Genomic DNA, 11,658 nt, shown 5'->3' with positions numbered 1-11,658 from the left:
GCAACCGCATCTCCGATGGCACTGAAAAATTGCATGCGCACCTTTATGGGGCATAAAGCCCTAGAGCAGCCCAACTTAATAGCGACTGCACAGCCCGATGGGGCTCAGGTATCATCATTTAACTAATCAGGAGTGCAGCATGGCTATAGAGCAGTTGATCAACCGTCTGGGGCAGCAATTCAGTGACCGTTTGCCCAGCTCATTAAGCAGTGCGCGTCATGAGCTTGAAGATCACCTTAAAGTCATCCTGCGCGATGCACTTTCTCGCATGGACCTGTTAACGCGAGATGAATTCGACATTCAACAAACCTTGCTGGCTAAAACGCGCGCCAAGGTTGACCAACTCGAGCAGCAGTTGCGCACGCTGGAGGCACAGTTAAATAGCACCTCTACGCGTTAAGCTTTAGCCATAAAAAAAACCGGAGACTCAGCTCCGGTTTTTTATAGCAGGAATACCCTTACTTCTTTTTGCCTTTTGCCTTGGCTGCTGGCTTTTCAATGCCCAGCAACTCAATCTTAAATTTCAGCAATGCGTTTGGTGGGATAGGACCAGCGCCTGCCTCGCCATAGCCCAACTTCGACGGCACAAAAAGCTCAGCCGTGGTACCCATAGGGAATAGCTGTAATGCCTCGGTCCAACCAGGGATCACTTGGTCTAACTGAAATGTCGCTGGCTCGCCACGGTTGTATGAGCTGTCGAAAACAGTACCGTCCAAGAAGCTACCTTCGTAGTGCACTTTAATCGTGTCTTTAGCTTTAGGTTTGGCGCCAGTGCCCGTCTTCAGCAGGCGATACTGCAAGCCAGACGCTGTGCTGACGACGCCGTCAGCCTTGCTGTTTTGCTCCAGAAAAGCAGCGCCGGCATCCGCATTCTCTTTACCCAGCTTTTCCATGTCCGCTTGCAGGGCAGCTAAGCGCTGCTCTTTGTAGCGACTGATGGCAGCCGTTCGCTCCTGTGGTGTCAATAGACTTTCTTTCTTAGCGAATGCGTCACGGAAACCACGCATAAAAGTTTCAATGTCGAGATCTGGGATTTGCTCACCACTACCCTGACCATTCAGATAGCCAATGCTGTAGGCAAATTGCTCTCGGTCAACCACCGGCTTCTTGCCATTATTGGGCGCTAGGGTTGGTGCGGCAGCAGCAGAGGCCGTTGGCTCCGCTGCCCATGTGTTCACGCTGGTGAAAAGCAGTGTGCCAGTAACGGCTAAGGTGAGAGCAAGGCGACGCATGTTCAACTCCAAACGATTAGATAAACCTATATCTGAGCATACGGTTAACTTATCTACGAATACCACCCCGCATTTCGCTACAGACCGACAAAATGCGTTAAATCTATTGCGCTTGTTCTCGCTTTTTTAAAAGTCATCGGATAACTTCACTCATGCATAAACCAAGAGAGGAAATCTCCATGCCCGCTGCAAAAAAGAAAGCCTCGCCGGTCAAGGCCAAAGCTGCTCAAGCAGCGAGTGCTGTTGAGACCCAAGTGGATAAAATGAGAGCCGATGTTGAGAAGCAAGCCGCCAAGGTTCGCGATCAAATCCAAAAAGTTGTTGAGCGCGCTCAGCATGAAGCTGAGCAATATGTAGAAGCCGCACGCAAGCTCGTCGACAAAGCTGAATCCAGCTACAAAGATGTTCAAACCAAGCTGCAACAACAACTGACCAAAGTAAAAGCCACTGGCGATAAGGAACTGGTCAAGCTCATCAATGACCGTACTAAGCAAGCCCAGACGGAAGCTAAAGCTGCCGTTTCGGCCGCCAAAAAAGACTATGAACAAGCGCGCAAGGCCATCACTTTGCTTCAACAAAAAAGTGAACTTAAAGCCTACGTGCAAGCCAAGCTAAAAGGCGAAGCGCTTGCAGCCAAAAAGGCGGCAGCCCCAAAGGCTCCCGCTAAGCCCGCCGCAAAACCTGCGCCCGCCAAGCCAGCTGCTGCAAAGCCAGCTGCTGCAAAGCCCGCTGCTGCCAAGCCAGTTGCCAGTAAGCCCGCCGCAAAACCTGCAGCAGCAAAACCTGCAGCAACAAAGCCCGCTGCCGCCAAGCCTGCGGCAACAAAGCCCGCTGCTAAGCCTGCTGCTGCCAAGCCGGCTGCAAAGCCTGCGGCCAAACCCGCCGCAGTTAAACCAGCGGCCGCCAAGCCAGCGCCTGCTAAACCCGCAGCCGTTCCTGCAGCAAAGCCAGCAGCTAAACCCGCAGTCAAACCAACCGCTAAGCCAACGGCTAAACCCACAGCTAAACCAACCGCTAAACCGGTGGCGAAGCCAGTGGCCAAGCCGGCAGCCGCTAAACCGGCCGCAGTACCAGCCGCAGCTGCAGCACCGGCTGTTATAGCACCTGCAAAGGATGCACCATCGGCCACGTAAGTCCGGTAAACTCTGCATCAGTCAACGGGCCTTCGGGCCCGTTGTTTTTTCTGCGATTGAAGACCTGTTTGCTGCGAGCTCACCATGATTTTTGCCGAGAACCTTAGCCTGCTTCGTAGCGGCCGCCCCCTCTTTGAAAAGGCCAGCTTCACCTTGCACCCTGGCTGGAAAGTCGGGCTTACGGGCAATAATGGTTGCGGCAAAAGCTCGCTCTTTGCGCTTTTGCGACGCGAACTGCAAGCCGACGCAGGCACCCTAACTCGACCAGCAGGTTGGGTAGTTGCGCATATGGCGCAGGAGGTCGAGGCACTGGATCAACCGGCCATTGAGTACGTGCTGGACGGTGACGCCGAGTGGCGCGAACTCGATTTACGCCTGAATGATCTTGACGGTATTGATGGCACCGAAATGGGCAATCTGTTTGCTCGCTACGAAAGCATAGACGGCTACACCGCCCGTTCGCGGGCTGCACAATTGTTGGCTGGTTTAGGTTTTGCAGAGGGCGATCAACAACGACCCGTTGCTGAGTTTTCCGGCGGCTGGCGCATGCGTATCAATCTGGCGCAAACACTGATGTGCCGATCTGATTTACTACTGCTCGATGAGTCCACCAACCATCTCGACCTGGATGCCATTATTTGGCTAGAAGACTGGCTACGCGCATACCCGGGCACGCTACTCGTGGTATCGCATGACCGTGATTTTTTGGATGCGGTGATTGAGCACACCCTACACATCGAACACGGCGTACTCACGCATTATCGCGGCAATTACTCCACGTTTGAACGCACCCGCGCGGAACGCCTAGCACAGCAACAGCAGGCTTTCGAAAAGCAGCAGCAACAGGTGGCTCATCTCACCTCCTTTGTGGAGCGCTTCCGCGCCAAAGCCACAAAAGCGCGTCAAGCACAGAGTCGTTTAAAAGCCTTGGAGCGCATGACACTCACGGCGCCATCACAAGTGGACTCGGGCTTGGATATTCGCTTTAAGTCGCCGGAGCGATTAGCCAGCCCACTCATGCGCCTCGATGAAGCCAATATTGGCTACGACAAAACCCCGTGGTTAACCGGTGTTGATGTGGGCCTATATCCCGGCGCCCGCATTGGCCTGCTCGGACCCAATGGCGCAGGCAAGTCAACTCTAGTGAAAGCGATGGTGGGGGAGCTCCCGCTGCTGAATGGGACTCGACTCATCAGTGAGCACACGCGCATTGGTTATTTCGCCCAACATCAGGTTGACCATCTCGATGTCAAGGCAACGCCCTTGCTGATGCTGCAGCGCATTAGCCCGAAAACAGACGAGCTGAGCTTACGTAACTTTCTGGGTGGCTTCGGCTTTGGCGGGGAACGCGTCACCTCCATCATCGCGCCATTTTCCGGCGGCGAGAAAGCTCGACTAGCCCTCGCGCTAATTATTTGGCAACGGCCTAACGTCTTGCTACTCGATGAGCCCACCAACCATTTGGACCTCTCTTTGCGACATGCCCTGCTCGTCGCCGTCCAAGCCTTTGAAGGCGCCGTAGTATTGGTTTCGCATGATCGCAACATGGTGTCGGTGATTTGCGATGAGCTCTGGCTAGTCTGCAATGGTCGCGTCGAGCGTTTCGATGGCGACCTAGACGATTACACACAGTGGCTGAGAAAGTGGCGAGCAGAAACTGCACGCGCGGCCGTAACGGCTTCTGCGCAGGCCACGGCCAAAACGCAACCTAAAGTCGCTGCTACTGAGCCCAAGACAGACGCTAGCGCATCGCCAAAAAAAGTTGTGCGCTCCGCGGATATTCGGTCGCTTCAGCAGCAACTGGTAAAACTCGAGGCAGCAATGGCTGAACATCAAGCGACGCTCGAGGCCTGCGCGAAAGCCCTTAGTGCGTCGACTATTTATGAGACCGCGAATGCCGCGCAGCTGAAGCAGACCCTAGCCAAGCAGTCAGAGACCCAAACTGCACTCGCCAAGGCAGAGTCTGACTGGCTCAGTAAAAACGATGAGCTGGAAGCGTTAACGCAGTAAGGCTTAAAAGTGGAATACTGCATTGCCCGTCGCAATGAGCACATCTTGCTCATTGCGCAATTCCATTTGCGTTGCACAGATCTTGCTGCCCACGCGCACCACTCGGCCTATCGCTGTGAACTGCTCGCCGCGCCCCGGACGCAGGTAGTCAATCCGCATATCGATCGTGCCTAACTGACCCATACGGCGCATTTTTTCTTCACGCGGCTCGCCTTTCAAACGCGCATACGCCGCTGTCATCGCAGCAACGCCACCCACATTGTCGAGCAAGGTCGCAATCACTCCACCGTGCAAGATCTGCTTAAAGACATTGCCCACTAAACAGGGCTGCATAGCAATTTCAGCACGCACTTCCGTTTCCGTGACCGAGACAATACGAGCGCCAATATGCTGATTAAACGGCGTGAGATTAAAGCCGTTCATTAATTGCATTTGCAGCGCTTGCAGGCGCTCCTGCTTGGCTTGAAGTGCTGCAACATCGGTGACGTCTTGAGTCATGACTGATGAGTCCCTAAAAATATGGCCGACTCTATCATGCGTAAGGCGAGCTGCCATCGTGTCTAGAAGAGAGCATTACGCTAAGCTTGAGTCACGGACTGACCACACAGAGAAATGACATGCCCCACGCTATGCCCTTACGCGCCCCTTACCCCGCCACTCGCCTGCGCCGCTTACGTGCTAATGCGTGGGCCCGGCGCTTGGTGCGAGAGCATAGTCTGAGCGCCAACGATTTAATCTACCCGGTCTTTGTGCTGGAAGGCGAGAATCGGTGCGAGCCTGTGGCCTCCATGCCCGGCGTTGAACGCTTATCCATTGACCGCCTCGTAAGCGCCTGTGCCGAATGGGTCGCACTGGGCATTCCTGCACTGGCCTTGTTTCCGGTCACACCACCAGAAGCTAAGTCACTATTGGCGGAGGAGGCATGGAACCCTGAGGGTTTGGCGCAACGAGCCACCCGTGCATTGAAAGCGGCATACCCTGATCTGGGCATCATTACCGATGTAGCCCTAGACCCCTTCACCGTACATGGGCAAGACGGCATTCTCGATGAAGCCGGCTATGTGCTTAACGATGTCACGGTTGCAGCACTGGTGAAACAGGCGGTATCGCAGGCAGATGCAGGCGCCGATATTGTGGCACCCTCTGACATGATGGACGGCCGAATTGGGGCAATTCGTGATGCACTAGAAGCTGCCGGACACATCAACGTCAGTATCCTGTCTTACGCCGCCAAGTATGCCTCCAGTTACTACGGCCCCTTTCGCGACGCCGTCGGCTCCGCGGGGAATTTAAAAGGTGGCAATAAATTCAGCTACCAAATGGACCCTGCCAACGGAGATGAAGCGCTGCACGAGGTCGCTATGGATATCGCCGAAGGTGCGGATATGGTTATGGTGAAGCCTGGAATGCCCTACCTCGATATCGTAAAAACAGTGAAAGATCAATTTGCAGTGCCTACTTTTGCCTATCAAGTCAGTGGCGAATACGCGATGCATGTGGCAGCGTTTCAACAAGGCTGGCTGAATCGTGAGGCCGTGATTTTAGAATCCTTACTGGCCTTCAAGCGGGCAGGGGCCGATGGCATTCTGACCTACTTTGCGCCCGAGGCCGCGCGCCTGTTGCGTGAAAGAGAAATTACCGGCAGTCGCTAAGACAGTGCAATACGCCTGTCATTAAACTGAGATCTAATGTCATGAAAGCTAAACGGATGCGTTACATGACGGCCTCGTTGGACACCATTGATTTGCAAAACCCTGCACTGTATTTGAATCGCGAACTCAGCATTCTCGACTTCAATTTACGCGTACTTGAGCAGGCAACTGATGCGCGCCACCCGCTCATAGAGCGACTGATTTTCCTGCTCATTTTCTCGCGCAATTTGGATGAGTTTTTTGAAATTCGCGTGGCTGGGCTGCTGCAATTAGTTTCTTTTGGACGCAGTGCGCCCGGCCCGGACGGACTAATGCCACACGATGTGCTAAAGCAAATCTCACAGATTTGTCATGCGGCGGTGGATCGGCAGTATCGGATTTTGAATGAAGAGCTGCTGCCTGCGCTGGCCGCTGAAAATATCCGCTTTTTACGCCGCGAAGAATGGAACGAGAAACAATCCGTTTGGGTACGGAAGTACTTCAAGGAGCAAGTTCTGCCGGTGCTCACACCCATTGGCCTTGATCCTGCTCACCCGTTTCCGCGACTCGTGAACAAGTCGCTGAACTTTATTGTCTCGCTGGATGGCAAAGATGCCTTCGGTCGGCAGATGTCACTCGCCGTTGTTCCTGCACCGCGCTCCCTACCTCGCGTCATTCGTCTTCCGGATGAGATCAGTGATGGCGGTGATCAGCACGTGATGTTGTCTTCCATTATTCACGAACATGTCTCCGAGCTTTTTCCCGGCATGACCGCGAACGGTTGCTACCAATTTCGCGTTACCCGAAATGCCGACATGAACGTGGACGAAGACGCCGAAGACTTGGCTTTGGCGCTGAAGGGCGAGTTACTGTCTCGCCGTTATGGCGCGGCGGTGCGTTTAGAGGTGGCCGACAATTGCCCACGCAGCATCATCGATTATTTATTAAAGCAATTTGGTCTTCCGGATGAGGCGTTGTACCAATGTAATGGCCCGGTGAATTTGGCGCGCATGCTGTCTAACTTTGATCGCCCCAACTTAAAATTCCCGCCATTCCGCCCGCGCATCCCGAGCGTTTTGCAAAAGGCCGACAACATTTTTGAGGCCATGCAACAGCAAGATATTTTGCTTATGCACCCCTTTGAGTCGTTTGCCCCAGTTATTGATTTCCTGCGTCAAGCCGCGCGCGACCCGAATGTATTGGCGATCAAGCAAACGCTGTATCGCTCCGGTCCTGACTCAGAAATCGTCAATGTGCTGGCCGAGGCTGCGCGTAACGGAAAAGAAGTTACCGCGGTCATCGAGCTGCGCGCTCGGTTCGATGAAGAGTCCAACATTGAAGTCGCAAATAAGCTGCAACAAGCCGGCGCCATCGTGGTGTATGGCATTGTCGGCTATAAAACCCACGCGAAAATGATTCTGGTCGTGCGGCGCGAAGGTCGAAAGCTAATGCGCTACGTACACTTAGGCACTGGCAACTATCATGCTGGCAATGCGCGCCTATACACTGACTATGGTCTGCTCACCGCCAATCCGGAAATGGCCGAAGATGTGCACAAAATCTTCCAAGAGCTCACCGGCATGGGGCGCGTATTACGCCTGAAGCAATTGCTGCACGCGCCGTTCACACTGCACCCGCAACTGCTGCATATGATTGAGCAAGAAGCGCAAAACGCAGCCTCCGGCATTCCTGGTCGCATCATTGTGAAAATCAATTCGCTGACCGAGAAGCATATTATGCAGGCCCTGATTAAGGCCTCGCAGGCGGGGGTTCGCATTGATTTAATTGTGCGCTCTGTGTGTTGCCTGCGCCCGGGCATCCCCGGCATTTCAGAAAACATCACCGTACGCTCTATTGTTGGGCGCTTTCTTGAACACACGCGTGTGTTTTATTTTGAGAACGGCGGCGACCCCAAAGTCTTTTGCTCTAGTGCGGACTGGATGGATCGCAACCTGTTTCAACGCGTAGAGACTTGCTTCCCCATTCTCGACCCGACGTTGAGGGACCGGGTCATCGAGGAAGGCCTTAACACGTACTTGTTGGACAACACGCAAGCTTGGTTGTTACAGCCGAGTGGTGAGTGGTTGCGTGCCGATGCGGGTGAGGAGCCTCCCCATATTGCCCAGCAAGTGCTGCTGAAAAAACTGACCTAACGCTAGACGCTCAGGCAGCGCTGGATCATGCCTTAGGCATAATCCAGCGCCAGCCCGATGGCGTCAAAATAGCCTTTCTCCTCATTAAGGTCCGCTTGCGTCAGCGGGTGGCTCGCCAACCAACCCCGCGGAAAGCGCACCTCAAAAGTCTGTCCATCGGTATGCAATTTAATCGCAGGCAAAGGCTCACGGCTGCGGCTGTGGTGCAGCAGCACCGCTAATCGCAACAGCAAGCACAGTCGGAATAGCGGCAGGCCACCAATACTTAATAGCGCGGTGTAATGTTCAGGGCGAAGGCGACGGCGATGGCAGGCTACGAGCTGCGCCATTGACTCTTGTTCAGGTCGCGAAAACCCCGCCATATCGGAGTGCTGGAGCAGGTAAGCACCGTGCTTGTGATAGCCCGAGTGGGAAATCGCCTTACCAATTTCATGCAAACGGGCGGCGCGAATTAACACGGCAGCATCTTCTTCACGCAAACACAGGGCACCTTCGGTTTGCTGGAAGAGTTGCCACGCAGTATCCGAGACACGCTCACCGAGTGCGGGGTCTACGCTATACCGTGCCTGCAAGGAACTCACCGTGTTATCGCGAATATCGCCTTGCTGAAAGCGGCCCAACAAATCATGTAGCACGCCTTCGCGTAAGGCACCGTCGGAGTAATCCAAGGTGTCGAGATGAAAGGCTTCAAAAATCGCAGAAACAATCGCGAAGCCCGCCGGCATGATGAGGCGGCGATCTTCTTTTAGGCCGGGCAAATCGATATCCCGCACATCGCGAGCTTCCAGGATTCGCTCTCGCAATTTAGCCATGCTGTCGGAGGTGATGCGGCCATCGGTAGAGGCCCAGCCCAACTGCTGCACCACGGTTCGAACGGCTTTGATGGTGCCCGAAGAGCCGACAGCACTGTCCCAACCTAGGTCCTCATAGGCCGACTGAATGCCCGCAATCTCTTGTTTAGCAGCCGTAATAGCACGATCCAGTGCTTTCGCACTCAGTGCGCCATCAGGGAAAAAGCGCTGCGTAAAACTGACACAGCCCATGTGCAGGGACTCGGTCAGTATCGGCTCCACACCCGTACCGATAATGAACTCGGTCGAGCCACCGCCAATATCTACGACTAACCGCTTGCCTTCACTGGCCAGTGTTTGTGACACGCCGACATAAATCAGACGCGCCTCTTCACGACCCGCAATAATTTCAATCGGGTGATTCAAAATAAGTTCAGCTTTGCGAACAAACTCGCGGGCATTTTTAGCCACCCGCAACGCGTTGGTGGCCACGATGCGTAGCCGCTTCGGCTCAACACCATGCAACTGCTGTGCAAAGCGGGACAAACACGCCAGTCCGCGTTCCTGAGCGGCCTCATCGAGGTTGCCATCTGCATCCAAACCAGCGGCAAGTTGCACTTTTTCAGACAAGCTTTCGGTTACGCGAATGACCCCATGATCTAAGCGCGCAATCGCCAAATGAAAACTGTTTGAACCTAAATCGACAGCGGCCATTAGGCCATCATCTAAGCGCAGCGGTCTGGTCATGCGCAGCGCGCTCCTTTGCATTGACTCGATAAATTTTAATACTAGCTGGAGTTTACCCAGCGTTGATTGCATCTGTCTTGCATGCTTTTGCAATAGACGGTGCTATTATCAACAACCACTTGATCCCACATGCGGAGTGCCGCGATGAGCAGCGAACTGATCGTCAACACCAATGACGCCAATTTTGAAGCCGATGTTTTGCAGTCTGATGTCCCCGTTTTGGTGGACTACTGGGCCCCTTGGTGTGGCCCGTGCAAAATGATCGCACCGGTTTTGGATGAAATTGCAGGCGAATATGCCGGCCGTATCAAGATCGTTAAGGTCAATGTTGACGACAACGGCGCAACGGCCGCCAAGTTCGGTGTTCGCGGCATTCCAACGCTGACCCTCTTCAAAGGCGGCGCGATTGCAGCAACGAAAGTCGGCGCGTTGTCCAAGTCCCAGTTGACAGCGTTCATCGACTCCACTATATAAGTCATGTCGGTGACGCCCATTCGGGCGTCACCGTTCTCAACACGCCATCTTCGTTGCATCCGTTCTCTTCGATCTCTGCGCCCTGTAACCCGTTAGCACCTACCAACGCCAGTGGTCCCTTGCCGAACGACTTAGCCTTTCAGGCTCAGCTTAGATGTGCTTAATCCTTTTATTTCTAATTGAAACCACGGTATGAACCTCACCGAACTAAAGAAAATGCCGATTGGCGAACTCATCAAGATCGCCGAAACGATGGGCCTGGAAAGCATGGCCCGCAACCGCAAACAAGACATCATTTTTGCCATTCTTAAAACTCACGCTAAAAACGGCGAAGAGATTTATGGTGATGGCGTTCTGGAAATCTTGTCTGACGGCTTCGGCTTTCTGCGTTCCTCTGAAGGTTCCTACCTGGCCGGCCCGGATGACATTTATGTCAGCCCATCGCAAATTCGTCGCTTCAATTTGCGTACTGGCGACACCATCACCGGCACGATTCGCCCGCCCAAGGAAACTGAGCGTTACTTTGCCCTGCTTAAGGTCAACCAGATCAACCTGGACTCGCCAGAAAGCGCCCGTAACAAGATCCTGTTTGAAAACCTGACGCCATTGTTCCCGACCGTGCGCATGTTCATGGAGCTGGGTAACGGCTCCACGGAAGATGTCACGGCACGCACCATCGATCTGATTGCGCCGTTTGGCAAAGGTCAGCGCTCGCTTATCGTGGCACCGCCGAAAGCCGGTAAAACCATGCTCTTGCAGACGCTGGCACAGTCCATCGCACGCAACAATCCGGACTCTTACCTGATCGTGCTGCTGATCGATGAGCGCCCAGAAGAAGTTACCGAAATGCAGCGCACGGTGCGTGGCGAAGTGGTGGCCTCGACCTTCGACGAACCGCCTGCGCGTCACGTTCAGGTTGCCGAAATGGTGTTGGAAAAAGCCAAGCGCTTGGTCGAGCACAAAAAAGATGTGGTCATCTTGCTCGACTCCATCACGCGTTTAGCGCGCGCCTACAACACGGTGATTCCAAGCTCCGGCAAAGTGCTCACCGGCGGTGTTGATGCTCATGCGCTGGAACGTCCAAAGCGTTTCTTCGGTGCAGCACGTAACATCGAAGAGGGCGGCTCGCTGACCATCATCGCCACGGCGCTGATCGAAACCGGTTCGAAAATGGACGAAGTGATCTTTGAAGAGTTCAAGGGCACGGGCAACCACGAGGTCAACCTGGATCGCCGCATCGCTGAAAAGCGCGTCTTCCCGGCAATCAACATCAAGAAGTCTGGCACGCGTCGCGAAGAACGCTTGATGGGTGACGATGAATTGAAGAAGGTCTGGATTCTGCGCAAGCTGCTGCATTCCATGGACGAAATTGCGGCCATCGAGTTCCTGCTCGATAAACTCAAAGACGCCAAGACCAACGAAGAATTCTTCGACATGATGAAGCGCAAATAAGCGCTCCATCCGCATGAGGTACTGGGCTGGCGTTC

At 54.1% G+C, this 11,658-nt stretch carries 11 protein-coding genes; 6 read left to right on the top strand and 5 right to left on the bottom strand.

Annotated elements, in window-relative coordinates; genetic code table 11:
* The first annotated feature begins 139 nt into the window (after positions 1 to 139).
* Positions 140 to 400 carry an accessory factor UbiK family protein gene (locus AC14IB_RS00555; protein ID WP_484230068.1) on the top strand — a complete coding sequence of 87 codons (261 nt, stop codon included), beginning with the start codon at positions 140 to 142 and terminating at the stop codon, positions 398 to 400.
* Positions 401 to 458: 58 nt separating this feature from the next.
* On the opposite strand, the gene AC14IB_RS00550 is transcribed toward AC14IB_RS00555, so the two are convergent.
* The 3 genes from AC14IB_RS00550 to AC14IB_RS00540 form a co-directional block, all read right to left on the bottom strand.
* Positions 459 to 1,232, bottom strand: coding sequence for an FKBP-type peptidyl-prolyl cis-trans isomerase (locus tag AC14IB_RS00550; RefSeq protein WP_484230067.1), 774 nt, complete (start codon positions 1,230 to 1,232; stop codon positions 459 to 461).
* A gap of 146 nt (positions 1,233 to 1,378) precedes the next feature.
* Positions 1,379 to 1,807: a hypothetical protein gene (locus tag AC14IB_RS00545; RefSeq protein ID WP_484230066.1), complete on the bottom strand. Its 429-nt coding sequence runs from the start codon at positions 1,805 to 1,807 to the stop codon at positions 1,379 to 1,381.
* A 20-nt stretch (positions 1,808 to 1,827) separates the two neighbouring features.
* Positions 1,828 to 2,361, bottom strand: coding sequence for a hypothetical protein (locus AC14IB_RS00540; protein ID WP_484230065.1), 534 nt, complete (start codon positions 2,359 to 2,361; stop codon positions 1,828 to 1,830).
* Between the two features lie 88 nt (positions 2,362 to 2,449).
* Here AC14IB_RS00540 and AC14IB_RS00535 point away from each other — a divergent pair, with 88 nt between their 5' ends.
* The gene (locus AC14IB_RS00535; protein ID WP_484230064.1) at positions 2,450 to 4,375 is read left to right on the top strand and encodes an ATP-binding cassette domain-containing protein; all 1,926 of its coding nucleotides are present in this window, start codon (positions 2,450 to 2,452) and stop codon (positions 4,373 to 4,375) included.
* Between the two features lie 3 nt (positions 4,376 to 4,378).
* Here the strand turns inward: AC14IB_RS00535 and AC14IB_RS00530 are convergent, their stop codons facing one another.
* Complete coding sequence (locus AC14IB_RS00530; protein ID WP_068857567.1) at positions 4,379 to 4,873, bottom strand: thioesterase family protein; 495 nt, start codon at positions 4,871 to 4,873, stop codon at positions 4,379 to 4,381.
* 131 nt (positions 4,874 to 5,004) lie between these two features.
* On the opposite strand from AC14IB_RS00530, the gene hemB reads away from it, so the two are divergent.
* Both hemB and ppk1 read left to right on the top strand, forming a co-directional pair.
* The gene (gene hemB, locus AC14IB_RS00525; protein WP_484230207.1) at positions 5,005 to 6,027 is read left to right on the top strand and encodes a porphobilinogen synthase; all 1,023 of its coding nucleotides are present in this window, start codon (positions 5,005 to 5,007) and stop codon (positions 6,025 to 6,027) included.
* A 41-nt stretch (positions 6,028 to 6,068) separates the two neighbouring features.
* On the top strand, positions 6,069 to 8,159 hold the full coding sequence (ppk1, locus tag AC14IB_RS00520) for a polyphosphate kinase 1 (RefSeq protein ID WP_484230063.1): 2,091 nt from the start codon (positions 6,069 to 6,071) through the stop codon (positions 8,157 to 8,159).
* Between the two features lie 32 nt (positions 8,160 to 8,191).
* Here ppk1 and ppx read toward each other — a convergent pair whose 3' ends face one another.
* Entirely contained in the window at positions 8,192 to 9,697 is a 1,506-nt protein-coding gene (gene ppx, locus AC14IB_RS00515) for an exopolyphosphatase (RefSeq protein ID WP_484230062.1), read from the bottom strand.
* Between the two features lie 144 nt (positions 9,698 to 9,841).
* Between ppx and trxA the strand changes: the two genes are divergently transcribed.
* Together trxA and rho are read left to right on the top strand one after the other, a co-directional pair.
* Entirely contained in the window at positions 9,842 to 10,171 is a 330-nt protein-coding gene (gene trxA, locus AC14IB_RS00510) for a thioredoxin TrxA (RefSeq protein WP_068857570.1), read from the top strand.
* A gap of 192 nt (positions 10,172 to 10,363) precedes the next feature.
* Positions 10,364 to 11,623, top strand: coding sequence for a transcription termination factor Rho (gene rho / locus AC14IB_RS00505; RefSeq protein ID WP_068857571.1), 1,260 nt, complete (start codon positions 10,364 to 10,366; stop codon positions 11,621 to 11,623).
* Positions 11,624 to 11,658: the final 35 nt, after the last annotated feature.

This window comes from Perlucidibaca sp. (genome assembly GCF_057084925.1).
The sequence above is the reverse complement of the archived record's forward strand: the minus strand, read 5'-3'. Positions and strand labels throughout refer to the sequence as shown.

Bases quoted from the DNA above. Each gene is read 5' to 3' on its own strand.
- AC14IB_RS00555 (WP_484230068.1), top strand. From the start codon at position 140: ATGGCTATAGAGCAGTTGATCAACCGTCTGGGGCAGCAATTCAGTGAC.
- AC14IB_RS00550 (WP_484230067.1), bottom strand. From the start codon at position 1,232: ATGCGTCGCCTTGCTCTCACCTTAGCCGTTACTGGCACACTGCTTTTC.
- AC14IB_RS00535 (WP_484230064.1), top strand. From the start codon at position 2,450: ATGATTTTTGCCGAGAACCTTAGCCTGCTTCGTAGCGGCCGCCCCCTC.
- AC14IB_RS00530 (WP_068857567.1), bottom strand. From the start codon at position 4,873: ATGACTCAAGACGTCACCGATGTTGCAGCACTTCAAGCCAAGCAGGAG.
- hemB (WP_484230207.1), top strand. From the start codon at position 5,005: ATGCCCTTACGCGCCCCTTACCCCGCCACTCGCCTGCGCCGCTTACGT.
- ppk1 (WP_484230063.1), top strand. From the start codon at position 6,069: ATGAAAGCTAAACGGATGCGTTACATGACGGCCTCGTTGGACACCATT.
- ppx (WP_484230062.1), bottom strand. From the start codon at position 9,697: ATGACCAGACCGCTGCGCTTAGATGATGGCCTAATGGCCGCTGTCGAT.
- trxA (WP_068857570.1), top strand. From the start codon at position 9,842: ATGAGCAGCGAACTGATCGTCAACACCAATGACGCCAATTTTGAAGCC.
- rho (WP_068857571.1), top strand. From the start codon at position 10,364: ATGAACCTCACCGAACTAAAGAAAATGCCGATTGGCGAACTCATCAAG.